The 26,778-nt window shown below is 50.3% G+C and carries 27 protein-coding genes; 14 read left to right on the forward strand and 13 right to left on the reverse strand.

Annotated elements, in window-relative coordinates; translation table 11 throughout:
• Positions 1 to 243: 243 nt before the first annotated feature.
• Together SC206_RS08205 and SC206_RS08210 are read left to right on the forward strand one after the other, a co-directional pair.
• Positions 244 to 960 carry a DUF3053 domain-containing protein gene (locus SC206_RS08205; protein WP_332736007.1) on the forward strand — a complete coding sequence of 239 codons (717 nt, stop codon included), beginning with the start codon at positions 244 to 246 and terminating at the stop codon, positions 958 to 960.
• Positions 961 to 1,219: 259 nt separating this feature from the next.
• Positions 1,220 to 2,008, forward strand: coding sequence for a DsbA family protein (locus SC206_RS08210; RefSeq protein WP_332736009.1), 789 nt, complete (start codon positions 1,220 to 1,222; stop codon positions 2,006 to 2,008).
• 122 nt (positions 2,009 to 2,130) lie between these two features.
• Here the strand turns inward: SC206_RS08210 and SC206_RS08215 are convergent, their stop codons facing one another.
• Positions 2,131 to 2,493, reverse strand: coding sequence for a hypothetical protein (locus SC206_RS08215; RefSeq protein ID WP_332736011.1), 363 nt, complete (start codon positions 2,491 to 2,493; stop codon positions 2,131 to 2,133).
• Between the two features lie 391 nt (positions 2,494 to 2,884).
• On the opposite strand from SC206_RS08215, the gene SC206_RS08220 reads away from it, so the two are divergent.
• From SC206_RS08220 to SC206_RS08240, 5 genes are all read left to right on the forward strand, one after another.
• Positions 2,885 to 3,769, forward strand: a complete 885-nt coding sequence (locus SC206_RS08220; protein ID WP_332736013.1) for a sugar phosphate isomerase/epimerase family protein — start codon at positions 2,885 to 2,887, stop codon at positions 3,767 to 3,769.
• 45 nt (positions 3,770 to 3,814) lie between these two features.
• Positions 3,815 to 4,588, forward strand: a complete 774-nt coding sequence (aroD, locus tag SC206_RS08225; RefSeq protein WP_332736015.1) for a type I 3-dehydroquinate dehydratase — start codon at positions 3,815 to 3,817, stop codon at positions 4,586 to 4,588.
• A 1,309-nt stretch (positions 4,589 to 5,897) separates the two neighbouring features.
• Positions 5,898 to 7,826, forward strand: a complete 1,929-nt coding sequence (locus SC206_RS08230) for a PTS mannitol transporter subunit IICBA (RefSeq protein WP_332736017.1) — start codon at positions 5,898 to 5,900, stop codon at positions 7,824 to 7,826.
• 167 nt (positions 7,827 to 7,993) lie between these two features.
• Positions 7,994 to 9,142: a mannitol-1-phosphate 5-dehydrogenase gene (gene mtlD, locus SC206_RS08235; RefSeq protein WP_332736018.1), complete on the forward strand. Its 1,149-nt coding sequence runs from the start codon at positions 7,994 to 7,996 to the stop codon at positions 9,140 to 9,142.
• Between the two features lie 196 nt (positions 9,143 to 9,338).
• Complete coding sequence (locus SC206_RS08240; protein WP_332736020.1) at positions 9,339 to 9,887, forward strand: MltR family transcriptional regulator; 549 nt, start codon at positions 9,339 to 9,341, stop codon at positions 9,885 to 9,887.
• Here the strand turns inward: SC206_RS08240 and SC206_RS08245 are convergent.
• Complete coding sequence (locus SC206_RS08245; RefSeq protein ID WP_332736022.1) at positions 9,884 to 10,318, reverse strand: hypothetical protein; 435 nt, start codon at positions 10,316 to 10,318, stop codon at positions 9,884 to 9,886. The two genes, SC206_RS08240 and SC206_RS08245, sit on opposite strands and share 4 nt — an antisense overlap.
• Positions 10,319 to 10,505: 187 nt before the next feature.
• Positions 10,506 to 11,108 (reverse strand): LysE family translocator, encoded by a 603-nt coding sequence (locus tag SC206_RS08250; protein WP_332736024.1) that lies wholly within the window; start codon positions 11,106 to 11,108, stop codon positions 10,506 to 10,508.
• A 161-nt stretch (positions 11,109 to 11,269) separates the two neighbouring features.
• Between SC206_RS08250 and SC206_RS08255 the strand changes: the two genes are divergently transcribed.
• Both SC206_RS08255 and SC206_RS08260 read left to right on the forward strand, forming a co-directional pair.
• Positions 11,270 to 12,781, forward strand: a complete 1,512-nt coding sequence (locus tag SC206_RS08255; RefSeq protein ID WP_332736026.1) for an aminotransferase-like domain-containing protein — start codon at positions 11,270 to 11,272, stop codon at positions 12,779 to 12,781.
• Between the two features lie 104 nt (positions 12,782 to 12,885).
• The gene (locus tag SC206_RS08260; RefSeq protein ID WP_332736028.1) at positions 12,886 to 13,248 is read left to right on the forward strand and encodes a YibL family ribosome-associated protein; all 363 of its coding nucleotides are present in this window, start codon (positions 12,886 to 12,888) and stop codon (positions 13,246 to 13,248) included.
• A 216-nt stretch (positions 13,249 to 13,464) separates the two neighbouring features.
• Here the strand turns inward: SC206_RS08260 and sodA are convergent, their stop codons facing one another.
• Positions 13,465 to 14,082 (reverse strand): superoxide dismutase [Mn], encoded by a 618-nt coding sequence (sodA, locus tag SC206_RS08265; protein ID WP_072045098.1) that lies wholly within the window; start codon positions 14,080 to 14,082, stop codon positions 13,465 to 13,467.
• A gap of 246 nt (positions 14,083 to 14,328) precedes the next feature.
• Positions 14,329 to 15,114, reverse strand: a complete 786-nt coding sequence (gene fdhD, locus SC206_RS08270; protein ID WP_332736381.1) for a formate dehydrogenase accessory sulfurtransferase FdhD — start codon at positions 15,112 to 15,114, stop codon at positions 14,329 to 14,331.
• A gap of 263 nt (positions 15,115 to 15,377) precedes the next feature.
• Between fdhD and SC206_RS08275 the strand changes: the two genes are divergently transcribed.
• Positions 15,378 to 15,983, forward strand: a complete 606-nt coding sequence (locus SC206_RS08275; protein WP_332736031.1) for a glutathione S-transferase — start codon at positions 15,378 to 15,380, stop codon at positions 15,981 to 15,983.
• A 38-nt stretch (positions 15,984 to 16,021) separates the two neighbouring features.
• Here the strand turns inward: SC206_RS08275 and SC206_RS08280 are convergent, their stop codons facing one another.
• Complete coding sequence (locus SC206_RS08280) at positions 16,022 to 17,257, reverse strand: MFS transporter (protein WP_332736033.1); 1,236 nt, start codon at positions 17,255 to 17,257, stop codon at positions 16,022 to 16,024.
• A gap of 245 nt (positions 17,258 to 17,502) precedes the next feature.
• On the opposite strand from SC206_RS08280, the gene SC206_RS08285 reads away from it, so the two are divergent.
• On the forward strand, positions 17,503 to 18,498 hold the full coding sequence (locus tag SC206_RS08285; RefSeq protein ID WP_332736035.1) for an acyltransferase: 996 nt from the start codon (positions 17,503 to 17,505) through the stop codon (positions 18,496 to 18,498).
• 20 nt (positions 18,499 to 18,518) lie between these two features.
• On the opposite strand, the gene SC206_RS08290 is transcribed toward SC206_RS08285, so the two are convergent.
• The 5 genes from SC206_RS08290 to SC206_RS08310 form a co-directional block, all read right to left on the reverse strand.
• On the reverse strand, positions 18,519 to 19,436 hold the full coding sequence (locus tag SC206_RS08290) for a GlxA family transcriptional regulator (RefSeq protein ID WP_332736037.1): 918 nt from the start codon (positions 19,434 to 19,436) through the stop codon (positions 18,519 to 18,521).
• Between the two features lie 16 nt (positions 19,437 to 19,452).
• Positions 19,453 to 20,022 (reverse strand): cysteine hydrolase family protein, encoded by a 570-nt coding sequence (locus SC206_RS08295; protein ID WP_332736039.1) that lies wholly within the window; start codon positions 20,020 to 20,022, stop codon positions 19,453 to 19,455.
• A 93-nt stretch (positions 20,023 to 20,115) separates the two neighbouring features.
• Complete coding sequence (gene idnD, locus SC206_RS08300; RefSeq protein ID WP_332736041.1) at positions 20,116 to 21,147, reverse strand: L-idonate 5-dehydrogenase; 1,032 nt, start codon at positions 21,145 to 21,147, stop codon at positions 20,116 to 20,118.
• 149 nt (positions 21,148 to 21,296) lie between these two features.
• Positions 21,297 to 22,517 carry a benzoate/H(+) symporter BenE family transporter gene (locus SC206_RS08305; RefSeq protein WP_332736043.1) on the reverse strand — a complete coding sequence of 407 codons (1,221 nt, stop codon included), beginning with the start codon at positions 22,515 to 22,517 and terminating at the stop codon, positions 21,297 to 21,299.
• 206 nt (positions 22,518 to 22,723) lie between these two features.
• Positions 22,724 to 23,263: a hypothetical protein gene (locus tag SC206_RS08310; RefSeq protein WP_332736044.1), complete on the reverse strand. Its 540-nt coding sequence runs from the start codon at positions 23,261 to 23,263 to the stop codon at positions 22,724 to 22,726.
• 130 nt (positions 23,264 to 23,393) lie between these two features.
• Here SC206_RS08310 and yfcF point away from each other — a divergent pair, with 130 nt between their 5' ends.
• The gene (gene yfcF / locus SC206_RS08315) at positions 23,394 to 24,029 is read left to right on the forward strand and encodes a glutathione transferase (RefSeq protein ID WP_332736046.1); all 636 of its coding nucleotides are present in this window, start codon (positions 23,394 to 23,396) and stop codon (positions 24,027 to 24,029) included.
• 38 nt (positions 24,030 to 24,067) lie between these two features.
• Here yfcF and SC206_RS08320 read toward each other — a convergent pair whose 3' ends face one another.
• Both SC206_RS08320 and SC206_RS08325 read right to left on the reverse strand, forming a co-directional pair.
• Positions 24,068 to 24,388 (reverse strand): HigA family addiction module antitoxin, encoded by a 321-nt coding sequence (locus SC206_RS08320; RefSeq protein ID WP_332736048.1) that lies wholly within the window; start codon positions 24,386 to 24,388, stop codon positions 24,068 to 24,070.
• A 13-nt stretch (positions 24,389 to 24,401) separates the two neighbouring features.
• Positions 24,402 to 24,848, reverse strand: a complete 447-nt coding sequence (locus tag SC206_RS08325) for a GNAT family N-acetyltransferase (protein ID WP_332736050.1) — start codon at positions 24,846 to 24,848, stop codon at positions 24,402 to 24,404.
• Between the two features lie 332 nt (positions 24,849 to 25,180).
• Between SC206_RS08325 and SC206_RS08330 the strand changes: the two genes are divergently transcribed.
• Positions 25,181 to 25,429, forward strand: a complete 249-nt coding sequence (locus tag SC206_RS08330) for a GlsB/YeaQ/YmgE family stress response membrane protein (protein WP_332736053.1) — start codon at positions 25,181 to 25,183, stop codon at positions 25,427 to 25,429.
• Between the two features lie 174 nt (positions 25,430 to 25,603).
• The gene (locus SC206_RS08335; RefSeq protein WP_332736055.1) at positions 25,604 to 26,665 is read left to right on the forward strand and encodes a hypothetical protein; all 1,062 of its coding nucleotides are present in this window, start codon (positions 25,604 to 25,606) and stop codon (positions 26,663 to 26,665) included.
• Positions 26,666 to 26,778: the final 113 nt, after the last annotated feature.

Genomic DNA, 26,778 nt, shown 5'->3' on the forward strand with positions numbered 1-26,778 from the left:
AAAAAATAAATCGATCGCCTTCGGCGATAAAACGCAGCGGGCAATGTTGCCCGCTGCCAGAAAAATCGTGGTTGTCACTATTAATGAAGAACACTCCGATCTTGGTCTTGTGACAGTAGGAAAGGGTTCCGCGAAATTTGGCGGTTCTCTTTGCTGTATCCTAAGTACACAGGATGTTCTATTCTACTAAGCTCTTCTCGGGGTAGAAAAACTTATTAAGAATATTGAATCAGGAGTCAGGACATGGCTGTAGGGATCAGGAGCAGGACCTTCGCGCGCTGGCTAGCGCCTGTATTGGCGTTACTGGTGGTTTTCCAACTCACCGCCTGTGGCGATAAAGAGCCGGATCAACGGAAAGCATTCATCGATTATTTACAAAATACGGTGATTCGCAGCGGGCAAAATCTGCCGACGCTGAGCGAAGATCAGAAACAGAAATTTGGCAATTATGCCAACGATTACACCATCATCCTGACCTTCTCGCGTCAGCTGAAACAGTCGGTGGATAACAGTCTTTCCCCGGCGGTCAATACTATCGCCCAGATCCGCGTTCCGCAGGATTATCTGCAGCAGAAAGCCGCGTTGGAGCAGGCTTCCGGCACCTTGACTACGCTGGCACAGCAAATTCAGACCGCCAAAGCGACCGCCGATACGGCGCAGGCCGCGCTTAAGCAGCCGGACGATTTGAAAGCTGTTTATAATCGCGTTTACGCACAGGATGTGACGCAGCCCGCCAACGCGCTAATTCCGGTGGTTCCGGCACTGGCGAGCTTTACGCAAGACATTATTGGCGTCGGCGATTTCCTGGGTCAGCAAGGCAATCAGGTTGCGTTCGCCAATGGCAGCGTGCAGTTCCCGACCCAGCAGCAGGTTACGCAATATAATGCGATGATGACGGGATTACTCGGCAAGCAGCAGGCGATGGTCGACGCGCAGAAAATAATCGCGGGTAACTTTTAAATACGCAGTAATATAAATCGTTAATAAACGTCGGTTGCTAAACCGTTCTAATGATTGCTGGCATTAAGTAATTAGTTGAAATTCAGATGATTTGCATCATAAAACCACGTCATTGCGCGTGGTTTTTTTTTATTGGCATGGCAGGATTAATAAAAGCTCACAATTTAACGCTGCACGCGAGGACGTAATCCTTTAGTTTTTATGTCACTCAACTGTTTTATATTTGTGAATATTTAGTCTCATACTCAAAGGAATTTTTATGAAACGTCACATGATGACCCTGCTGGCCGCGCTGATTGCCGCGCCGGGCCTGGCTTCTGCCGCAGACAGCAGCGCCACCTTCACCGATGCGCAGCAGGCGGCAATCGGCAAGATTGCTTCTGACTACATCATCGCGCATCCGGAAGTGCTGGTGCAGGCGAGTCAAAAGTTGCAGGCACAGCAGCAACAGCAGCAGGCATCTGAGGCGTTAACCGCCGTACTCGCCAACGCGCCGGCGCTTTTGCAGGACAAAGATACCCCTTCTTACGGCCCGAAAGACGCCAAAGTCGCCTTCGTTGAATTCTTCGACTATCAGTGCATGTACTGTAGCCACATGGCACCCGTGGTCGCGCAAACGGTGAAATCCAATCCAAACGTCCGTTTCATCTTTAAAGAGTGGCCAATCTTCGGCGATCGCTGGAAAGCGTCGATTACTGCCGCTGAAACCGGTTTGTCTATTTGGAAACAGAAAGGCGCGCAGGCTTATCTGGATTACCACAACGGCATTTACGCCACGGGTCATGACGAAGGTAAGCTGACCGACGCCGATATTTCTTCCGTGGTCGAGAAAGTGCACGGCGCGTTGCCAAGCGACGCACACCGTCAGGAAACTCACGCGGCGCTGGCTAAAAATGACGAGCTGGCAAAAGCGTTGGGCTTCCAAGGCACACCGGGCTTCATCGTGATGCCAGTGAACGGCGCTAGCGCAAGCAACACCACCGTGCTGCCGGGCGCTGTCTCTGCCGAAGAATTGCAGGCCGCGATCAGTAAAGCGCAGGGCAAATAAGACTGTTTATAATCATGGGCTTATAGGCAAGTGATTATAAGCAAAACGTAAAAACAAAAGCAGAGCCCTTTCGGACTCTGCTTTTTTTGGTTCTTAACGTTAGCGATGCCATGGTGATTTGATTACTGATTGGTCTTATCCGCCGCGCCGGTTGCCATGGTTTTGCGGCAATTTTCCAGGCTTTCACCCGCGAAGGTTTTCTGTTGGGTGCTCAACGACTGATAACGTTTAGCCGACGCCTCTGCCAAATCCTGATCGAATTCCACCGGATTCACGGCATAAGAGCTGTTTTGATTGCTGATACTGGCCTTGATACCTTCTAGCAGGTCGTTATCGTTGACCGGCTTATTGCCCAGCTGGGCGACGGCGGCGCAGGTTGCTGCATCATAATCCGGTTTATGGTCTGGCGTTCTATTAAACCACCACACGGCCACGCCAATGATAACAACAACAATTATAACGATTGAGGGAAGGGATCTTTTCATCACACACGCTCTTCTTTCAATGAATTTAAGGGTGAGTCTACTGGTGGTTCTCGGTTAACCCTGCTTCTTGGTTAATCATGATGCTTGGTTAATCTGAGCTTTGAGTTAACCCTAGCTTTCAATAACCTGACTCTTGATAAACAGTATAGACGCTATTTTCAGAAACATATGCTTACCCTCGTTATCATCTATATTCATCCCTCTACAGTTGCTGGCTGCGCTATTAATATTTGTCATCAATAAAGTAACAATATATTCATTTCACGGTACAACGCGTCACAGCGACTATTATTAATATCTTGTTATTAAGATCTGCTTTTTAATTAGGCAAATGACTATTTAAGCCAGTGACTATTTTAATGAGTCACTATTTTGATCAGGGAGAGAAGTGATGAAAAACCTATCCGACAAAGAAATAGCCAACAAAGAAATCACCAATCAGCAAATAGCTAACAAGCTGTTTATCAATACCGTCTGTTTAAGTGGGACAACGCAGGAAAAACTGCGCGCCGCGCACGCCGCCGGTTTTGATCAGGTTGAACTGTGGCGTCAAGATGTTGAAGCAACGGACAGCGACTGTGGCGGGATTAAAGACCTGCTGGCTGCGTTGCCGATCGCTTTAACCGATTATCAGGTGCTGCTGGACTTTGACGGCGCGCCCGACAGCCTTCGTGAAGATAAACGCCAGGAAGCGCTGCAATTGCTTGATACCGCTGTCAAACTTGGCGCAACCACGGTATTGACGCCCGCCTGTACGCACAAAGACTGCGTCAAGGAGCGGGTTGAAGACGATTTACGCTGGCTGGTAAAAGAGGCCGCGCAGCGCGGATTGCGCATCGCCTATGAAGGCATGGCGTGGAGCACGGCGATCAATAACACCGCCGACGCGTGGCAGCTGGTGCAGCGAATCAATGCGCCAAACCTCGGCTTGGTGGTCGACGCTTTCCACATATTTGTTCGTCATCGCACGGTGAAAGATCTCGAAGGCATTCCGATGGATAAAATCTTTTTGGTGCAGCTTTCTGACTTGGCCGAAGAGCCGACGGCGGATCATTTGGTCGATACGGCGCGTCACAGTCGTCTGCTGCCAGGAGAGGGGAAATTCCCGCTCGATACTTTAATGCAGTATTTGCAGCAACATGACTACGCGGGGCCAATCGGTTTGGAAGTGTTTAACGATGAGCTAAAACAGCAGGATGCCACCGAGGTTGCCCGTAAAGCCATGCAGGCCCTGAAAGCGACCTGTTATCAGCATGAAAACCAGACTTCGCGCTAACGCCGCCTCTTAGCTGCCTATCCTAAAAAAGTCAGGAGAGAGATAATGATCGACACAGTGAATGTAAAAGGTATCACCATTGGCGAAGGCCGGCCAAAACTCATCGTGCCCATCGCCGAAAGTATGCAGTCCAACGTGCTGGAAAAGGCGCGCGAACTCTCCACCCGTAAGGATGTTGACGTGGTCGAGCTGCGGCTGGACCCGCTCGATAGCGTCGCGGACACCTTGTCCATCGCCCGTCTCACGTCGCAAGTTTATGACATTATCGCCAGCAAAGTGCTGCTGGTCACCTTCCGCACCAAGCCCGAAGGCGGCAAAAAAGCTATCGCCGACGCCGATTATTGCGCGCTTTATCAGCAAATTTTAACCTACGGTAAAACGGATTTACTGGATATCGAGATGTTCCGCAATCAGGTGCTGGTGCACAAGCTGGTGGCGCACGCGCATGAAATCGGAGTGGGCATTGTGATGTCGAGCCATGATTTTGAGCAAACGCCGCCGCAGGAAGAGATGATTCGTCGTTTGCGATTGCAGCAGGAGATGGGTGCCGACGTGCTTAAAATAGCCGCGATGCCAAAAAACGCCGGCGACGTGCTCGCGCTGATGAACGCCACGTGGGAAATGCACAGTAAATATGCCAAAAAGCCGCTGTTAACGATGTCGATGGGGGGCACGGGCGTGGTTTCGCGCTTAACGGGGGAATTAACCGGCTCCGCATTGGCGTTTGGCATGGTAGGACAATCTTCCGCGCCGGGTCAGGTTGAAGCGCATAATTTGCATCAGGTGCTGGATATTATTCACCAAGCTAGCGCGTCTTGAGGATTTATATGAAAGCGGCGGGGTTGGAAAATAATGGGTTATTAGTTTCCAAATAACTTTCTTTTTCTAAAAGAATGCCTATTTTCTTTCCAATCTCTATCGCATTTCTTTCTGAACTATTTCCCCTCTCTTTCTAATCTATTTTCCTCTCATTCTGATAAACCTATGACAAAAAAAAGCCCCTTATTCTCGGCGAGATAAGGGGATGCCAACGTGGCCAACACCAGGGAATTCACTCTCTTTATAAGTAACAGCTGTATTCGTAAAAACTGCATTATAACAACTGTATTTTGACGGTTTTATTAATTAAATTTGCATTTGTACGGGCTTTTATTGTTACAGCATCTTTATTGCACCTGTACTTTACCTGTACTTAAGTATAGGTTTTATTTTTTATGGATCCAAATATTTTATTTTTAAAATAGCCAGAGTGAGGCTATTTAACGATAGATTAATTATATAAATTTTTATCTTTACCCAATATTATTTAATAACTTTTTCACGCTGACAATTATGCTTAACGCTAAGTTAATGATTCTAATCACAATTAGAATGAGTGTAATAGACATCATCCAAAACCTCTCTTTTTTAGCCTAACCATTTTTTAAGCAACAAAAACTTTAACGCGTTGAGTTAACGCTTTTCTATATATTTTAAACGATGATGAATAGTTAAGAAGCTATTCACGAGGGCAATCAATAAAGCGATATTACCTGTACTTAAGTATAGGTTATATAAGAACGGCGAACTTCGTACTCAGACAAGCCGCCGATCAGCGGAGGAAATTCTTGGATAAATTGACCTGTTTTTAACGACGAGCAAAAGCGGGGCGTTTCATCATGACGACAAAAAGGCCCTGCGGATGAGGCGTAATTTTCTTTCACTAGAACTTGTTAAATTTGCGTTAAAAAAAGCGCCCCGGTTTTTTGTTGCCTTTTTAACCACAATTTCAGTTGGATAGCGAAAATAAATTGTGATCGTTATCACGCTTTGACGATAAAGATCGCCCACAAAAAAGTGACATTGATCACAATTAGTTTACCTTTTGCCCTGCTTTCCACCCATTCTGCTTAAGTTACAGCACTTTTATGTGATGCAGATCACCAAAAGAGAGGGGGAGGAGGGGGTAAAGCAGTGATCCCAATCACGGGCCGAGCCCTGTCTACGCGTGGTCATAATGACGTGCTAGAGTTCGCCTTGCAGACAGCAATTCGACGGGATCCCACAGTTTTGGGTATTGATACCGTCCCAATAATTATCACGTATCGCGCGCTCTTATTGTTAGCGCGTATCAATAGGGGTGTGTTTTATGTTTTCACCAGACGTAAAGGTTAAGGTTCAAAACTTTGGCCGCTTTCTGAGTAACATGGTAATGCCTAATATTGGGGCATTTATCGCGTGGGGTATTATTACCGCGCTGTTCATTCCGACTGGCTGGATCCCGAACGCGACGCTCGCCAAACTTGTCGGCCCGATGATTACTTATCTGCTGCCATTGCTGATTGGCTTTACCGGCGGACGTCTGGTCGCGGGCGATCGCGGCGGCGTGGTCGGTGCCATCACCACCATGGGCGTGATCGTCGGTGCGGATATGCCGATGTTCCTGGGCGCAATGATTGCCGGTCCGCTGGGCGGCTGGTGTATCAAACATTTTGACCGCTGGGTTGACGGTAAGATCAAAAGCGGCTTCGAGATGTTGGTTAACAACTTCTCTGCCGGTATTATCGGCATGCTGCTGGCCATTCTCTCCTTCCTGGCAATCGGGCCGCTGGTCGAAGCGCTGTCCAAGCTGCTGGCGGCGGGCGTGCACATCATGGTTATCCATAACCTGCTGCCGCTGGCTTCCATCTTCGTCGAACCGGCGAAAATCCTGTTCCTGAACAACGCCATCAACCACGGTATCTTCTCGCCGCTGGGTATTCAGCAGGCGTCGGAAGCCGGTAAATCTATCTTCTTCCTGATTGAAGCCAACCCGGGTCCGGGCATGGGCGTGCTGATTGCCTACATGGTGTTTGGACGCGGAAGCGCCAAGCAGTCTGCGGGCGGTGCGGCAATTATCCACTTCCTCGGGGGTATTCACGAAATCTATTTCCCGTACGTGCTGATGAACCCGCGCCTGCTGCTGGCGGTTATTCTGGGCGGCATGACCGGCGTGTTTACGCTGACTCTGCTTAACGGCGGTCTGGTTTCTCCGGCTTCTCCGGGTTCCATCCTTGCGGTTCTGGCGATGACGCCAAAAGGCGCCTATTTCGCTAACATCTCCGCTATCGTCGCGGCCTTCCTGGTCTCTTTCGTTGTCTCTTCCATCCTGCTGAAAAGCTCGAAAGTGAAAGATGAAGACGATTTGGAAGCGGCCACTCGTCGCGTTCAGGATATGAAAGCGCAGTCAAAAGGCGTGACCACGGCGACCGGCGCGGCGGCACCTGCTGGCGTAGCGGGCGACCTCTCTACCGTGCGTAAAATTATCGTAGCCTGCGACGCCGGTATGGGGTCAAGTGCGATGGGCGCGGGCGTTTTACGCAAGAAAGTGCAAGACGCGAAGCTGAGCAATATTTCGGTAACTAACATGGCAATCAACAACTTGCCGGATGATGTCGACCTGGTGATTACTCACCGCGACCTCACCGAGCGCGCCATGCGTCAGGTGCCACACGCGCAGCATATTTCGTTGACCAACTTCCTCGACAGCGGCCTGTATACCGACCTGGTGTCGCGTCTGTCAGAAGCCAATAAAACCACCCTGTATAAAGACAAAGTCAACACCACGCTGAGCGATAGCGTCGTGACTGAAGCGGACAACAGCAATCTGTTCCGTATGAGTCCTGAAAATATCTTCCTCAATCTGACCGCCGCCAATAAAGAAGAGGCGATTCGCTTCGCTGGCGAGCAGTTGGTGAAAGGCGGTTACGTGCAGGCGGAATACGTCGACGCGATGCTGGCCCGCGAGCAGTTGACCTCAACCTATCTGGGCGAGTCGATTGCCGTGCCGCACGGCACCATTGAAGCCAAAGATCGCGTGCTGAAAACCGGCATCGTGTTCTGCCAGTATCCGGCGGGAATTCGCTGGGGCGACGATGAAGACGATTCTGCCCGTCTGGTTATCGGTATTGCCGCGCGTAACAACGAGCATATTAACGTGATCACCAAGCTGACCACCGCACTGGACGAAGATGGCGTAATCGACCGTCTGGCGACCACCAATAGTGTAGAAGAAGTGTTGCAGATCATTCGCGGCTAACGGCAATTATTCGATAATCTCCGGGTTATCGAATGTCATCATTCGAGAACGTTACTAACCGGGTTTGGCACTCTTCAACATGTCGATAAAGCATGGTGAGAGCAGACCCGGTTGTTGATTCGAAGCCCAGAGCTTCCTGGTTCTTGTCACCATTTTAGGGAGTCATCATGAAAGCTTTACACTTTGGCGCAGGCAATATTGGCCGCGGATTTATCGGCAAACTGCTCGCCGATGCGCAGGTTGAATTGACCTTCGCCGACGTTAGTCCGGTCCTGCTCGACGCACTGAACAGTCGCAACAGTTACGACGTCCACGTGGTGGGCGAGCAGAAGATTATCGAGACGGTCAAAAACGTTAACGCCGTGAACAGCGCGGGTCAGGACGCCATCAATCTTATCGCGCAGGTTGATTTGGTCACCACCGCCGTCGGCCCGACTATTTTAGAAAAAATCGCCCCGAACGTGGCAAAAGGTTTGGTGCTGCGTCACCAGCAGGGCAATGAAAACCCGTTAAATATCATCGCCTGCGAAAATATGGTGCGCGGCACCAGCCAGTTTAAACAGCACGTTATCAACGCGCTGCCGGAAGAAGAAAAAGCCTGGGTTGAGGCGCACGTTGGTTTCGTCGACTCCGCCGTCGATCGCATCGTGCCACCGCCGGCTGCGGGCACTACCGATCCGCTGGAAGTGACCGTCGAAACCTTCTCCGAATGGATTGTCGATCAGACCCAGTTCAAAGGTCCTTTGCCTGATATCAAAGGGATGGAGCTGACCGATAACCTGATGGCCTTCGTCGAGCGCAAGCTTTTCACCCTGAATACCGGCCACGCGATTACGGCGTATTTAGGTCAGCAGGCGGGCCACGCCACGATTCGTGATGCCATTCTTGACCCGAAAGTGCGCGACATTGTTAAAGGCGCGATGGAAGAGAGCGGCGCGGTGTTGATCAAGCGTTACGGCTTCGATTCAGAAAAACATGCGGCTTATATTCAGAAAATTTTGTCTCGTTTCGAAAATCCGTATCTGCAAGATGACGTCGAGCGCGTGGGCCGTCAGCCGCTGCGCAAACTCAGCGCGGGCGATCGTTTGATTAAACCGCTGCTCGGCACGCAAGAGTACGCGCTGCCTCACGCCAATCTGGTGCACGGCATTGCCGCCGCGATGCGTTATCGCAGCGAGCAGGATCAGCAGGCGCAGGAGCTGGTGGAATTGCTGAATACGCTGGGTCCGAAAGCGGCATTGGCGCAAATTTCCGGCCTGCCGGCCGAGAGCGACGTGGTGGCAGAAGCCGTCAGCGCCTACGAGAAAATGCACTGATTTTTCATTATCACTAAAAGCTGAATACTGACCCAAAGGCTTTGAGATTGCGGCAGGGCAGCCGCGAAATCGGTCCGACGGGTTAAGCCAACACCAGGTGAAAAAATCCCTGCGGAAGGAAAATTCTTCTGACAGGGCCGATCAAGGATGACGCCGTGGGCGTTGAAAGACTCACTTAACATCGTGAATAGCGACCATGGAAAAAGCACAGGCGTTTGAGAATCGGGTATTGGAAAAGCTGAACGCGGGTAAAACCGTGCGCAGCTTTCTGATAACGGCTGTCGAACTTTTGGCCGAAGCGCTGGACATTCTAGTGATTGAGGTCTTTCGAAAAGATGATTACGCAGTGAAATACGCCGTCGAGCCGCTGCTGACAGGCAGCGGCCCGCTCGGCGATCTGTCGGTTCGTTTAAAACTTATGTACGCGCTTGGCGTGATTAACCGCAATGAGTACGAAGACGCCGAGCTGTTAATGGCGCTGCGTGAAGAGCTGAATCACGATGCCAACGAGTATCGTTTCACTGACGACGAAATTCTTGGGCCGTTTGGCGAGCTGCACTGCGTCGCGCTATTGCCGCCCGCGCCGACGTTTCTCAAACCCGGTGAAGCCGATGAATCGCTGATCGCCATGCAGCGCCAGCGCTATCAGCAGATTGTTCGCTCAACGATGGTGCTTTCCGTTACCGGGCTGATTGCTCACATCAGCAATCAGCAGCCTTCGCGGCTTTCTCCAGTCAAACGTTAATCCGCACGCCAAATTTTACGCCAGCCCAGCAGACAAACCAGCGACACCGCCATGGTGGTTAAATAGATTTTCGCCGCAGGGAAATTATCGACCTGCATCACTGCGTCGCCTAAAATACCTTCCTTGAAACCACGGCTGTAAAGCGCAGTGAAAATAAACAGCAAGACGGCGTTAACAATCAAAGACAAAGCCTGAAAATTGCACTCTTTTTTATACGAGAGACGTTTTACTTTATCGAACAAGAAATAAGAGACGATAAAATAAATCACATATTCTACCGCCAGCGTAACGGGTAAAATAATAAAGGCGCGTAAGTCGGCGATAGCTCCGCGATGGTCGCCTAAATATTGCGACACTAATAAATCCAGCGAAAAATAGCCGAATAAGGCGAACACGAATGAAAACCCTACCAGAAAATATGCCTTTATCATGCCTGCTCTCTATCCATTAAATGACTTTATACAAAAAATTAGAGCGGATAAGCCGATATTTTTTTCAACTCGTCCGATCCAAAAAGGTTTTTTAAAGTACTAAAAATGGCGCAGGCATTCAATGAATCACGGCGTTTTTAACTGTTTATTCATTAACATCTCATACCATTACTCGGCATCTTTTAAATCACACATTTTTTAATTCATCGACGATCAGCCACAGCGCGGTCAACGCCATCAGTGCGGCCATAAAAGTATTAAACGCCTTTAACTTCCATTCGACCTGCAACGCCTGACGCAGTCTGTCGCCCATCAACGCCCAAATCAGCACGCACGGGAAATTCAGCAGCGCAAAGCCTAAACAGTTGGCCAAGGTGTGATGCAGCATATTGCCTTCCGGTGGCGTAAACAGAATGGCCACGTTGGTCGCCATCAGCCAGGCTTTCGGATTCACCGCTTGAAACAGCATGCCGTTAATCAGCCGCATAGGGCGCTGCTCGGCGCGGTTTTTCGGCGTCGAAGAACGAAAGATTTTCCACGACAGCCAAAACAGATAACTGCAGCCGAGCACCGCCATCGGCAGGCGGATAACGGTCATCCAGCTCAGTAAAACCGCCAGCAACGAGGTCGTTAGCGCGCATTGCAGCGCACAGCCCAACGTAATGCCCATCGTCATTGGCAACGTTTTTCGCAGCCCGAAATTGACCCCCGACGAGGCCAGCAGCAGGTTATTAGGCCCCGGCGTTATAGACATCACGGTCACGTAACTTACAAAAGCAGTATCCAGCATTGGGCGTTCCTTATGTTTGCGCACTCTACGGCGTCAGGGCTGATGAGTGACTAGCATAAGGGGAGAATTAATTAGGTTACAGAACCAGATATCCGCTATTGTTGGGGTTACAGTGGCTTAAAAATTGAACTGTACCCTCTTTTAAAATGGGAACTGTCACCATGACCGATATTTTGCCGGCCTTATTACCGGAATCTTTGCTCGCGCAGCCAGCCGAGCCGAGCGAAACGCGCTATCACCAGCTCGCCGATCAGCTGGCCGACGCCATTAACCGTGGCACTTTGCTGCCCGGCAGCCGTTTGCCGTCGGTGAGACGCTGCGCCGAGATGCATCAGGTCAGCATTAATACCGTGGTGGCCGCCTATCGTCGCCTTGAAGATCGCGGGTTAATCGAGGCGCGGCCGCAGTCGGGATTTTACGTCAGCAACGCGCTGCCCGTGCTCGAAAGCCGCGTTGACGAACATTCTCACGCCGCCGAACCCGCCAACGAGGTGCTGGCGCTGATTGATACCGTGTTCGCCGCGCAAATTAATCCCGAGTACACCAATATTTCGCTGGCCTGTCCGCAGTCAGACGATTTTTATCCGGGCGGCAAGCTGGGCCGCATTATGTCCTCCCTGCTGCGCCGTCAGCCGCAGCTGATTGGCAAATACGCGCTGCCGCCGGGCAATTTGCATCTTCGCCAGCAGATTGCCCGCCGCTCGATGACGCTCGGCATGATGCTTGAGCCGACAGATATCACCCTAACGCATGGTTGCATGGAGGCGCTCCAACTTGCGCTGCGCGTCACTACGCAGCCGGGCGACAGCGTCGGGTTAGAAACGCCGACCTATTTTTATCTGCTGCCTCTACTTGCCAGCTTGGGATTAAAAGCGATTGAAATTCCGACCGATCCGCAGCACGGCCTTTCGCTTGATGCGCTCGAATTAATGCTGAACGAAAAGCGCTTAAATGCGGTGATCGCGATGCCAACGGCGCAGAATCCGATGGGATTTACCATGCCGCTGGCCGCCAAAAAAAGGTTGGCAAGGCTGATGAACGATCATCAGGTGCCGTTGATTGAAGATGGGCTGTATGCTGAAATTCAGTTCGGCGCGACGCTTTCTCCGGCGGTAAAATCGTTCGATAAAAACGGTTGGGTGCTGTTTTGCACCAGCTTTACCAAGACCTTGGCGCCTGATTTTCGAATTGGCTGGATAGCGGGCGGGCGTTTTAGCGAAAAGCTGCGTCATTTAAAAGCGGTGTCGTCGATGGCCGAATCTTCGCTTTTATCCGAAACGCTGGCCGTATTTCTCGAGTCGGGCGGATTCGATCATCACCTGCGTTCTTTACGACGTCGTTACGCGGCGCAGGTCGATGAGGCAAAGTCATTAATAATGCGATATTTTCCACAGGGCACGCGCGCCACCCAGCCGCAGGGCGGATTTGTATTCTGGGTCGATTTTCCGCCGGGCGTCGATACGGTTAAACTTTTCGAACTGTTGCTTAAAGAAAAAATAAGCATGACGCCCGGCACGCTCTACTCGCCGAGCGGCCGTTATCGCAATGCGCTGCGGCTTTCCTGCTGCTATCCGTTCAATGCGCGCTACACCGATGCGTTGGCGCGCGTGGGGCGCAGGGCCTGTGAGATGAGCGGATTACCGCCGGGAATCGTCACACAGGCTGCTGAATAGACGACTTCCTGTTACACTATTCCTGTTACACTACAGGTTGAATTCCACACTTCGTCGTCCTGCCCCGCAATCTCGCGGCGCCTGATGGCATACGGGTTACCGAAATGATCGAAAAAGAAAAAGCAGAAATTAAGCGCCTGAGCGACATGCTGGATGCACTGAACCACAAAGATGCGACCGTTATTCAGCAGGGCGTGAGCGAGCTGATTGACCAGCACATGAAAGAAAAAGAGAAGTTGGCGGCCGAAATCGAACGCCTGCGTGGCGTGCGTGAAGTGAAGCTGAGTGCTGAAGCGCAAAAGCTGACCAAGCTGCCATACAGCCGTGAAATCACCAAGAAAGAGCAGGCGGATATGGGCACGTTGAAGAAGGCCGTGCGCGGCATCATCGTCGTTCACCCAATGACTGCTCTGGGCCGTGAAATGAACCTGCAAACCGTGACGGGTTATGCGAAAAAACCTTTCTAAAAGCCGCTTCTGAAAAGAGGCGAATTATAGAAATAAAAAAACCGACGCAGCATGCTCCGTCGGTTTTTTTTCGGCTATTTTTGGCTGTTGTACAAAAGCAATGCATTAAAAAATCAACGCGTTACTAGGCCAACGCATGACTAAGCCAACGCATGACTAAGCCAAAGAGAGCCTGCTGACGTTACTGAAAACGTCAGCATGAGTCTTAACAGAAACTTAGGCTTTAGCGAAGTTTTCTGCCGCGACGTCCCAGTTTACAACGTCCCAGAAGGCTTTGATGTAATCAGGGCGTTTGTTCTGATATTTCAGGTAGTAAGCATGTTCCCACACGTCCAGACCCACGATCGGGGTGCCAGATGCGCCAGAAATTGCTTCGCCTAACAGCGGGCTATCCTGGTTAGCAGTAGAAACTACCGCCAGCTTGCCGTCTTTCTTGACCAGCCAGGCCCAACCAGAACCGAAACGGGTTGCAGCAGCTTTTTCGAAGGTTTCTTTGAAAGCATCAACGCTGCCGAAGTCACGTTCGATAGCGGCTTTCAGGTCGCCCTGCAGGGTGGTGCCTTTTTTCAGGCCTTTCCAGAAGAAGCTGTGGTTAGCGTGACCGCCCGCGTTGTTACGCAGTACAGTTTTCTTGTCAGCTGGCACTTTATCGAAGTTTACCAGCAGCTCTTCAACAGGCAGCGCAGCCAGTTCTGGCAGGCTTTCCAGCGCCGCATTGGCGTTGTTTACATAAGTCTGGTGGTGTTTAGTGTGATGGATTTCCATCGTTTCTTTATCGAAATGCGGCTCAAGAGCGTCGTAAGCGTAAGGCAGGGATGGTAGTGAATAACTCATGTTCATCAGCTCCATTTTAGTTGGGCGGTGCAGATTAGGGTGAGCACCGCGTAATCAGTCGGATCATTATAGTTAATAAATTGATATTGAAAATGATTATCTATGCTCCACACTTTGTGTGGGCATTCTGCAAGGCCGCGTAATCAGTGGCTTAGAGTAACCAAGACTATCCAAGGGCAAAATCCGTCTAAAGCCTTTTGGCCTATTTTCAGAATCGCCCTGCCGCTGAGTTTCTCAATGTTCCGATTAATCGACCAGACGCTGCGGATGCGTATAAACCGTCGCGCGGCCGGGTTTACTGAATCCAACCAGCGTGAGATTGCAGCGCTGCGCGACATCGACGGCCAGAGAAGTGGCAGCCGAAACCGCAAACAGAATTTCAATGCCGCACATCGCCGTTTTCTGCACCATCTCATAGCTCGCACGGCTTGATACCAGCGCCGCGCCGTGTTGCCAGCTCGGCTCGCGCGCTTTCACGCCCAGCATTTTGTCTAGCGCCACGTGACGACCCACATCTTCGCAGCCGCCCAGCAGCTCGCCCTGCAGATTTATCCACGCCGCCGCGTGCGTACAGCCGGTTTCCTGACCGATCGGCTGCACCGATGTCAGCTGACGCAGCGCGTTATCCAGCCCGGCAAGTGAAAAAGTCTGCGTAAAAGGCAGCGGCGCAAGGGGCCGGAAGAGGTCGCCCAATTGCTCAATGCCACAGACGCCACAGCCCGTGCGGCCCGCCATTGCACGGCGGCGCTCTTTTAATCCGGCAAAACGACGGCTCGATAGCTCGATATTAACCTCAATACCGTTACAGTTTGGCGTCACATCCAGACCAAAAATATCGTTAACCGATTCGATAATGCCTTCAGAAAGCGAAAAACCTAGCGCGAAAGCGTCGAGATCTTTTGGCGACGCCATCATTACTACGTGAGAAATTCCGTTATAAACCAACGCGACCGGCACTTCTTCTGCTACCCAGTCAGGCTGACTGACGGCCAGATCGCGGCGCTGCACCACGGGGCGTTGCTCAAGGCCAATTTTCTTTGGCTGTGGGTCAGAAAGAGGAGTAAGAGGCGTGGTCAAGGCAGATCCCGTTTAACGTTAACAATGTTCAATGGCAATAAGTTTATTCACCGCAATAAGTTCAGTCGCGGTAAAGAGAAGAATAGGGTAGACCCAAGCCTGCCGAATTTGAATCGCATTCTGTGCCTAAGGCTGGTAAAAAATCGGCCGACTGCTAGGTTTATAGAGGGTAAACGGCTTTTTCTCGGTTTTCTCCGAACTTTGATAAGGAGGGTTTAATGAAGTTAATCGGAAGCTATACCAGTCCTTATGTACGCAAAATTTCGGTGATGCTGATCGAAAAAGGCATCCCGTTTGAATTCGTCAATGACCCCCCGTCTGTTGAGGGCAGTAAAGTGACGGATTTTAATCCGCTAGGCAAAGTGCCGGCGTTGATAACGGATGAAGGCGAAATCTTTTACGATTCGCCGATCATTGTGCAATACCTTGAACTTCTTAATATTTCACCGACTTTTTTGCCGTGGAAGCCTTTAGATGCACTGCGGGTAAAACAGGTCGAAGCGTTGGCCGATGGCGTAACCGATGCGGCCGTGGCGCTGGTATTGGAAAATCGTCGCGACGCGGCGCAGCGCAATGAAGAGTGGGTGATCAATCAGCGCGGCAAGGTGCTGCGCGGGCTCGACAAGTTGGAGCAGTATGCCAAAGAGCGGCAGTGGCTCAATGGCGAAGGGCTAAACGTGGCCGACATCAGCGTGGCGTGCACGCTGGGTTATCTGAATTTTCGCCGCATCGCGCCGGGATGGTGTGTTGAACGCCCGACGCTGATCAAGCTGGTCGAGCGACTGTTCCAGCGTGAAAGCTTCGCCCGCACCACGCCACCCTGACTTTTTTATCAAATTAGCGTTTTTATCAAATTAAGGTTTTAAACCGCTGCGCCATCAATAACCGGCTTTCGCTGACGGATAAATAATACCACCAGCGAAAGCCAGAGCAGCCCGCTTGCAAGATTGAACAGATTAAACAGCGGATTGCCGCCGCCCAAATAGGCCAATTTTGCCAGTTCAATGCCCAACGTAAAGACCAGCATGCTGATCATGCCCATCGCGGCTGAAACCGTGCCCTTGCTCATCTCGCTCGAGAACAGCGTCAGGCGATAGAGACCCGCATTGGCGACGCCAATACCAAACGCATAGAGACTTAGTCCGGCGGTCATCCACAGGTAGGCATGGCCCGCCAACAGAGTGGCGATGGCGGCAATAAACAGTCCCGCGACCATCGGCACCGCGCCAAGCTTGATAAGCCACTCAACGCTGCGCTTGCCGGAAAGTTTCGCCAACAGCAGATTGCCGATAATCAGCGCGCCAAATACCGGCACCTGAAGCAGGCCGTATTCCATCGCCGACAGCCCTTCGCCGCGAATCAAAATCACCGGCGACTGGGCAATCCACGCCAGCAGCGGCAGGCTGGCAAAACCGATCGCCAGCGAGCCATAAAGGAAGGGGCGATTTCTCAGCACGATTTTATAATCGGCCAGTAGCCCTTTCACCGACAGCAGCTCGCCAATGCGCGACGCCGTTTCCGGCATCGCCTTGTGCAACCCCCAGAAAGAGATGCTCGCCAGCACGGCGAAAATCACAAACATCACCTGCCACGGCGCAATTTGAATCAACGCGGCACCTGCCAGCGGACCCAGCAACGGTGCGGCAAGCGCCACGTTGGCCATCAACGCCGTAATGCGAATACAGACCGATTCTTCGAAAGATTCCTGAATCGTGGCGTAACCCACCGCGCCAATAAAGCACAGGCTGATGCCTTGGAAGAAGCGGATTACCATAAATTGTTCTATGGTTTGGGCAAACAAAATCGCGAGGCAGCTAATTACGAAGAAAGCTACGCCCGCCAGCATCACTGGGCGACGCCCGCGCCTGTCTGACAACGGCCCTAACAGCCATTGCAGGAACATGCCGCCCGCGAGATAGGCCGTCATTGACGTGGGCACCCAATCTTCACTGGCATTGAAATTCGCGACCACGGCAAGCATGCCGGGTTGAATCATATCGTTGGCGATATAAGTCGCAAATTCAAACAGAACCAGACAAAGTGGAAATAACAGTGCCCGCCGACTTAACAGCGACGCAGTATTTGGAGAGTTAAGCATAATCACTTCACAAAAAAGAGCTAATGGTTTGATAATTAGCAAGAAAATAGGGACTGCTCGGAAAGGTTTTGCTAGCTGAGTCAGTAATGGCGAGTATTCTGCCGATAATTTGAGCAAATGGCAACGATCTTTCTGTGGTTAAGCACGGATTGAGAGTGATTGTTTAACATGTTAGCCATTAAATAGTCGATTAAGCTGCCGGAAACAGGTATTAAGTTTAAAAATAGTTAAGGATTAAGCAGCACATGAGCCAAAAAATAGCCTGGGTTGATAACCTGCGCGGCATCGCCTGCCTGATGGTGGTCATGATCCACGCGACCAGTTTTCACGTGGTAAATTTTAGCGCAATCGATAACGTCTCCTGGTGGCTGGCAAACCTGCTCGACTCCGCCTCCCGCGTGTCGGTACCGGTTTTTTTCATGATCTCCGGCTACCTCTTTTGGGGTGAAAAAAGCGCCCAGCCGCGACATTTTCTGCGCATCGCGTTATGCCTGATTTTCTACAGCACTGTGTCGCTGGTTTATATCATTTCGATGACAAAGATCGGTTTTTGGCCATCTTTGCGGCTAATCCTGCAAAAACCCGTTTTTTATCATCTTTGGTTTTTCTATGCTATCGGCCTTATTTATCTGCTTTCGCCGTTTATTCAAATAAAACAGGTCCCCGCGCGCCTGCTATTGGTGGCCGCGTGCGTGCTGGGCGTGCTGGCAAATCCTCAGTTACCCGTAGTGAACTGGCAGAAGATTCACCTGCTGCCGATCAATCTTTATATCAGCGGTGACGCCTTTTATTATCTGCTTTACGCGCTGTTAGGCCGCGCTTTGGGCACGCTACAGATTAAAAGTCGGGGTTACGGCTGGATGGCGGGCATAATCTTTATTGCCAGCACGCTGGCGATTGCGTTTGGCACAGAGCGACAATCGCTGATTAATCAGAATTTTGCGGGGACTTTTTACACCTACTGCGGGCCTTTGGTGTTTATCTCGGCGCTGTCGCTGTTGGTGTTCGCCAAGGTACTGCTGGAAAAGATCAATCTCCGCTTTCTGGCGCTGATTTCGCGCCATTCGCTGGCAATTTATGGGCTGCACGCGTTGATCATTATCGCGCTGCGCGGCAAACATCTCGATTTCCCGGCGCATCCGCTGCTCAACATCGCCTTCCTCTATGCCTGCGGCCTCGGCGGCGGCCTGCTGCTCGCCATCCTTATCGGCAAGATTGATCGCCGCCATTGGGTGAGTTGATGAACCTCAAGCTACGCTTTTTACTCGCTCCACCGCAGCAGTGCGCGGCGAAGCTGGCGGCCGGAAGAGAATCCGGCGGTTAGGGCGGCTTTTTCGAGTCCGAAGCCTTGCTGCATGCGCTGTTTGGCGACCGCGATGCGTAGCTGCTCGTGATAATCGCGTACGCTAATGCCGAGATATTGACGGAAAAGGCGGGTGAGGTGACGGCCGCTGATGTGGGCCTTTGCCGCGACGTCTTCGACCTGCCACGCCGTTTCAGGATCGGCGGAAATGACATTCTGCGCGCGATGTACGGCCGGATGCAGATGATTTCGGTGCTGAAGCCACGGCGAAAGCTGCGGATCTTCGCCGCCACGCCGGAAATAGACCACCATCTCGCGTGCGACGTCTAGCGCGGCCTGCGGCCCAAGATGCTGGGTAATTAAATAAAGCGCCAAATCGATGCCTGCGGTAATGCCCGCGCTGGTCAGCACGTGGCGATCTTCAACAAAAATCCGGTTGTCTTTTACAAGCGCAGCAGGCACCCGTTTACGCAGGCGCGGGATCACCTCGTGATGCGAAGTGCATTGATAACCATCCAGTAATCCGGCCATTCCGGCCAATAAACTTCCCGAACAGATGCACACCAACTGCAAACGCCCCAGCTCGATAGACTCTTTCAACGTTTTCAGCCATTCACAGACCTGTTGCGCGGGCGGCGTGTCGAACAGGGTTTCAGAATCACTCACGCCCGGCACCACGACAATGCTGTGGTCGGGCAAAATAGCGGGCAGAGGCAACAGGCGGCTGACCACCAGACCGGTCGTCAGCTCCACCTCTTGCAGCGGACTGATGTAATGCATCTTGAACTCGCCGCTCAGACGCAGCGTTTCAGCCGGTCCCGTTAAATCAAGCGCCAGGGTGCCCGGCAGAGTCACAAAGAAAACATCGCGCTGCATAGTGCTCCAAGAAAGGCTAATTTACTGATAATGAAGGAATGTTAGCATCCAATTCCGCCAGCGCGCCGTCAACGTCGGTAATGGTGGCGAAACGTTCTGCCAGCACCAACTCGGTATGACGTTTGATGTCATCGGTAGAGAACGTTTTGCCGTCTGCGTGCGTCATCGGGAAAGTCATCGTCGCTTCCGTCACAAAGGTGACGTTAAAGCCGAGATCCGATGCCACGCGGGTAGTCGTCTCGCAGCACTGTTCCGTGCGTAATCCGCTGATAATAAGATGATTAATTTTATTTTCATGCAGCCATAGATCCAGCCCCGATTCCGTTAAGGCATTATGCACGTGTTTGTAAAAACGTGCCTGCGGCTCGTGTTGGAGGAAGGACATCGGCGTAACAAAGCCGGATTCCAGCGCAAAAGGGCCCTGACTGACGTGGAAAATATCGACCAGCGGCACGTTGCGGCTTTCACAGCCCTCAATTAGACGCGAAATCGCCTGTTTAAACGCCGGAAAATCCTCTTCCTGCCAGAATGGTCTGTGCTCGAATGAACGCTGTACGTCGATGATCAATAATGCGCTGTTGGACATTTTCGGCCCTCCTCTCGTTAAGTTAACGCCATAGTGCGCGCACTAGAGCGGGAGAAGAAGGCCAAAAACGGACATGATGGTGACGCAGGCGGACTAAAACACCAGCTGCACTTTTGAAGCCTTGGTTTTGTCGGCGGCGAATTTTAGCGCGTCGGTTAACTGATCCTGTGGATACTCGGCGGAGAGCAGCGGCATCGGGTCAATCACCTTATCGGCCAGCCATTCGACGGCGGTGACGAACTCTTCGGTAAAGCGGAAGCTACCGACCCACTTAATCTCTTTGGCAATCAGCATCATCATCGGGAAATCAGGAATTGCGCCGCCCATGCCAACCTGCACTAATGTGCCCTTGGCGCGAGTAACTTCCAGACAGCGACGAATCGAGGAATGATGGCCCGAAGCATCGAAAGAGACGTCGAAATAGCCTTTCTGCTCCAGATATGGCGCGAAATCGCCGTTAGCGGCATCCAGCGTTTTGGTGGCGCCCATCGCTTTGGCAATTTCCAGACAGCGGGGGCTTAAATCAGTACAGACCACTTCTGCCGCGCCTTTAGCTTTTGCCGCAGCGGCAATCAGACTGCCGATTGGCCCAACGCCAGAAACGAACACGCTTTTGCCTTGCACGTCGCCTGCCTGATTGACGGCGTGGATTGCGACGGCCAAGGGTTCTGCAAATACCATCAGGCGGTCGCTTACGCTGTTATCAAATGGAATACACTGTTCGCTATCGACGATTTTGAACTGGGTAAAAGCACCGTTGATGTGAGGGAAATACATCGCGCTGCCGAAAAATTTCATTGTCGTACACTGGTTTTCTTCGCCGGCCAGACAATATTTGCAGGCTTTACAAGGCTTGCTCGGGTTTAACGCCACTTTTTGGCCGGGCTTCAGTGCGGCGTTATCGGACTGTTCGACCACGCCAACCACTTCATGGCCTAACACCATCGCCTCACGGACTTTAAAATCGCCGACCGCGCCGTGCTCGTAATAGTGCAAGTCAGAGCCACAAATTCCGCCGCGTGTCACTTTAACCAAGGTGCCTTCGCCCTGATATTCAAGCTGTTGATCAACCACAGCCACGTCTTTTTTCCCGGTCACTACGCAAGATTTTGTCTCGATTTTCATTTCATTTTGCTCTTTGTCTGGCGGTTTATTAGATCAGTTAAAAGGCTTTGCGAGAGTGAAAATGTGATGCGTGTCACTAAATGGCGTGTTACCGAATCTTGTTACCCATAACATGAAGGGCCTCAACTTTTTGAGACCCCTGATGGATTTTAAGGCGCGGAATTACTGATTTTTTGCTGATTTTTTTGTGAGGATTTAAATGAGAAGCTCACAATGGCATGAGTTATGACGCCACCGATCAAACCCCAGAAGGCAGAGCCGACCCCAAACAGTTGAATGCCCGAAGCGGTGATCAGAAAAGTTATTATCGCGGCGTCGCGTTGTTTCTCTTCAGAAAGGGCGCGGAACAGGCTGCCCGAAATCGTACCGAGTAATGCCAGGCCGGCAATGGTGTGAATAAGCGGCGCAGGCAGGGCGGTAAACAGCGAGCCGATTGAGCCGCCTAATAAGCCAGCGAGCAGGTAAAAGCCGCCCGCCGCTACGGCAGCGGTGTAACATTTTTTGGGATCGGGATGCACGTCTTTTCCCATACACATCGCCGCAGTAATGGCAGCAATACCAATCGAATAGACGCCGAAAGGTGCCAAAATCAGGGTAACCAGCGCAATAACGGCAATCAGGATTGAAACCTGCACTTTATAACCCGAGGCTTGTAAAGTCGCGATTCCCGGCGCGTTTTGCGACGCCATGGTCACAATAAAGAACGGCAAGCCGATGCCTATCATCGTTGACCAGGAGAAATGCGGCGCGATGAGCACGGGCGCGGCAAAATGCAGCGTCTGTCCGTGAGAGGCGATATCACCTTGCAGCGCCGCAATCGCGAGGCCAACAGCAAGGGAAAGAATGACGGCATAGCGGGCGATAAACCGTTTTGCGAACAGATAAACGACACACATGCTGCCCGCCAGCGCCAAATTAGTTTGCAACGAGGCAAAGGCGTCGAGGCCAAAACGCAGCAGAATTCCGCCCAGCATCGCCGCTGACAGCGCCTGCGGAATATAGCGCATCAGTCGCGCGAATAACCCGGTCACGCCTGCTAAAAATATCAGTCCGTTGGCGAAGACAAACACGCCAATCGCATCGTTAATCGAAATGCCCGGCATGCTGGTGACCAAAAGCGCCGCGCCCGGCGTTGACCACGCGGTTAATATCGGCGTTTTATAATAGAGTGATAGGCCCATCGTGGTAAGGCCCATGCCGAAGCCGAGCATGGTGAACCAGCTGCCGATCTGTTCAAGACTCGCGCCCGCTGACTGATAAGCCTGAAAGACAATCGCGGCGGCGCTGGTGTAGCCTACTAATACGGCAACAAATCCGGCGATAATCGTTGAAAATGACCAATCTTGCAGACTACATTTTGAAAAACTCATCCACTGACCCTGTTTTTTAGTTGCCGTGCAGAAAGACGCAAAAGCGGGGAATCATGCTTTTACGTTAAAGATCAAAGAGGTTGAGATTATCATCGTGGGGAAAAGCGTACAATCGTCTTTATTTTGAGCTTATTATTGCGTACTGGCGTCTGATTAATCGGCGGGTATGGAAATGATAAAGGCAATTTCAGCGCTAATCTGTCTCTTCATTCCGCTGTTTTGATAGGTGAAATGTAGCAGGTGCTCAGCTCGCTGACCTCATCCTCTTGCTGGCTGATTTCATAGCCCTTTTCGTTAAGCAGCACCGCGCTGTAAGGCACTACATTAATCTGCTTTACGACCGATTCCTGATAGCTTTTCAAGATGTTAGCCTTGGCCGCCGCCTGTGTCGGTTGGTCGAGGCCGGTCACCTGAATAAAGGTATCCCTGAACTCGTTGGAAAAAGAATTTTTATTTAAGCGGCTGACGATAAGCGCGTGAATATTGACGGTCACGTCGTTGCCAAGCAGATAGATTAAAACCGTTTGATAAACCAGCTCATCTTTCGATTTTTGCACCAAAAAACCGTTTTCGATGACTTTCATTGCCTGTTCGTTGGGATAAAGAATGTCGCTGAGGCACAGCGTGCGATCGCCTATCTCCATGCGGTTAAATTTTTCTTTAATCTCCTGGGCCGAAGAGGCTTCAGAATGGGCGGAAAAAAGCGTAGCAAGCAGCACCGCCATTGTCAGAACGCATCTCTTCATTAAGCCTCCTCAAAGGAATTATTCATCAGCCGCAGCGTTATTGAGTAAGACATATAGTTATTGAGTAAAGAGTAGGCTATGTTTCAACGATCAGGACAGGGAATAAACCCTTCTTTTTCAGGAGACAAAAGTGCAACAACCTACTTTAACGCTCTATTCCGATGCTAATTATTATAGTCCGTATGTGATGTCGGCATTTGTTGCGCTGACGGAAAAAGGCATTCCGTTTGAGATTGAAACGGTCGATCTGGCGCAGGCGGAGAACCTTAAAGAGAGCTATTCGGCTATTTCTACTACCCGTCGCGTGCCGACATTGTCGAACGGCAGTTTCCAGCTTTCTGAATCTTCGGCGATTGACGAATATATTGAAGAGCTGTTCCCCGCGCCGACGTTCGCCGCCATTTACCCGTCCAATCCCGAAGATAGGGCAAAAGCCCGCGAGATTCAGGCGTGGTTGCGCAGTGATTTAATGGCTATTCGCGAAGAGCGTTCGACAGAAATCGTATTTGCCGGTCAGCATCGCCCGCCGTTGACCTCAGCCGGACAGGCCGCCGCCGACAAGCTTGTCGACGCCGCGCTGCGTTTACTTGATGAGCGGAATAATTTGTTTGGTGAATGGTGTATTGCTGATACCGATTTAGCGCTGATGCTTAATCGCCTGCATTTGAACGGCGACGCCCTGCCTGAAAAACTGGTCGAATACGTTGAGCGCCAATGGCAGCGCGACTCGGTCAAAGAGTGGCTGGCGTTATCGGGTAAAAAATAGCACATTACTGCGTAGTATTTGCACTACGCGGTAAATCATTAACAAATAGCTGAACCTCTGCCCAATATTTCGATAATGGGCCTGAACACTAATCCTTGAGCATGCTTTTGACGAGCCTCCCAGCGATCGTGTGCAGCTTGTAAATTTATCCAGAAATCGGCAGATGTTTCAAAAAGATCGCCCAACATTATTGAATCATCAACGCTGAGACGACGTTTATCATTGCAAATTTCACTCACGGTTTTCCGAGAAAAATTCATGGCCTGAGCAAGCTGCGCTTGCGTGATATTCAAAGGCTTAAGGAATTCCTTAACCAAAATCTCCCCCACGGAAGTGGGTTCACGCGTTAGGGTATCCATTTGTTTTCCTTAGTTAACCCAACTTTTTAGTCAGATAAAAACGCTGGTGGGTGGCTTCGAGCTCGGGGAGTGGGCGGATGTCAGCGATAAATTCTTCCAGCGTCATTTTGCACGCGTAGCCTTGGCGCTCGTAAAACGGACGCGCCTGAAAGCTGAACGTATCAACCAACGCATAGCGGCAGCCGCGAGCCATCGCTTCCTCTTCTGCCTGACGAATCAAATGCGTGCCGCAATCTTGTCCGCGCAGCGATTCATCGACCCACAAATATTTGATCATCAAATAATTACCGACCGTTTCGCCAATCAGGCCGCCGCTTTTGTTACCCGATTCATCCTCGATAAAAATGCCCAGCTCTTTAAAGGAATTCTGCGGAATAAAATTTTTATTGTAGGCGCGCAGGCCAGCTTTCACGGTTTCAATTTCGTCGAGAGTCGGTGCTGCGGTAATGCGGGTTTTCATTGCCATTGCCTTGTGAAGATAGAGTTAAAAAGTTCAGCGTTTGCTGATAGTGACTAAGATAACGACTAGGGTAACAAAAAAAGTGGCCCAAGAAACGGTAGGCGAAAGGAGAGTGCAAGGCTGTGACTGTTAGTTTAAAAAACGGGCTTGTGGCTGATTTTGAGCGAGTTTCTGTATCTCTGCTAAACTTGAACGCGAGTAACAAAAAAGTCTGGGGCGCTACGTACGGACTGTTATGTAGAAAGGGAATGTAGATAAGGAACTTCTACTTTTGGTTTGGCCGCTTGGCTGAACAACATTCACGGTAACACCAATGTTTTAGGAGACGTCAAATGGGTATTTTATCCTGGATTATTTTTGGTCTGATTGCAGGTATTCTGGCTAAGTGGATCATGCCGGGTAAAGACGGTGGTGGCTTTATTCTGACCGTAATTTTGGGTGTGATTGGTGCCGTTGTCGGTGGTTATATCAGTACCTTCTTCGGCTTTGGCCGCGTAGACGGTTTCAACTTCGGCAGCTTCGTTGTCGCAGTAATCGGTGCGATTGTGGTGCTGTTTATCTATCGCAAGATTCGCTCGTAGTCGTAACACCCGAGTTAAAAGAGCCGCGCACTGTCGCGGCTTTTTTGTTTTTGCTGATCCAGAAATAGGCGGAGATAGCGTCGTTTTAGGTGGAATCGCACCTTGTAGATATCACTGCGCTCAACGTGTTTAATAGAGATATTCGTTGATTACATTTTTGGTGCAAGGTGAGATATGTCAACAAGAAAATATCGTAATAAAAATTTCAAAAAACAATCTATCAAACGAGCAAACTTTTCTAATGATACTGAGCATCAAGGTACATCAAGTGAATCTGAAAATAATGAGTCTAGCGGCTCTGGCATAAGTGATATTTCAGAAAGTTCAAATAACCATCAAATGAACTCATTATCACCAGATCATATCACTCTGCCGGTAAATACCAAGTTATCTCAAATATCTATGTTAGGCAGTCATGATGCAGGGACGTATGCTTATAGTAGAAAAAAAAATGACGGCAAGCTCAATAGCATGGGAGCACTGTTTCCCTTTGCTTTCAAAACTCAAAATCTGACACTTAGGGAACAGGCAGAAAAAGGGGTTAAATATTTTGATATACGTGTGAAAAAAAGAAAGGATGGTTCTTTTGGCTTCATACATGGTGGCAGTATTGCTGGGGGAAATGCAGTTAATGACGTTAACTCGTTGTTAGAACATACAAAAACAGATAAAAGAAACTTCTACTTACTTAAGTTTGTTATAGAAGATGATAAAATTAATAAAGGGACTACTAAGTCCGATGGGGATGCCTTTTTTGAACAGACATTAGGGCTTGATGAAAGCAATCAAATTATTAAAGCTGACCTTGACGACCAGAATTTAGGATCTGCGACAGTTAATGTTTTAGAGAAAAATAAAAACTTGGCTATTATGGTGCATAAGTACAAAGGCAATAATAAAAATTATTGGGATTACAAGAGTCAAACTAATACAAAGTGGCCGAATTCAACCAGCTGGAAAAAAACGGCAGAAAAAATTACCAAATTCCACAAAGATCAAGCACCCAATGACTTAATAAATATTATGCAAACAAATATGCCCGCTATAACAAAAAACATTTTTACTATGGGACGTTTGAAAAAGTTACTCATCAACGGGGCACCAGGAATCGCCGATGCTATTGATAAACTGGAGCATCCAGGAGTAATTAGTGGTGACTATATTGGGCATGCTCAAAGTGCCACAGAGCGTTTCAAAAACTGGATATCTCGAAAAAATAACAAAATAACAAAATAACAAAATAACAATCCATCATTTCCAATGATAGCAAACATATCGATTTAAATTGTTATATATGACAACTTTGTAGATTGGTTTATAAACTTTAAAAGTTTGGTTTTTATAATAAT

Origin of the sequence: Rouxiella sp. T17, from assembly GCF_036663475.1 — a bacterium.
Taxonomy (GTDB): domain Bacteria; phylum Pseudomonadota; class Gammaproteobacteria; order Enterobacterales; family Enterobacteriaceae; genus Rouxiella.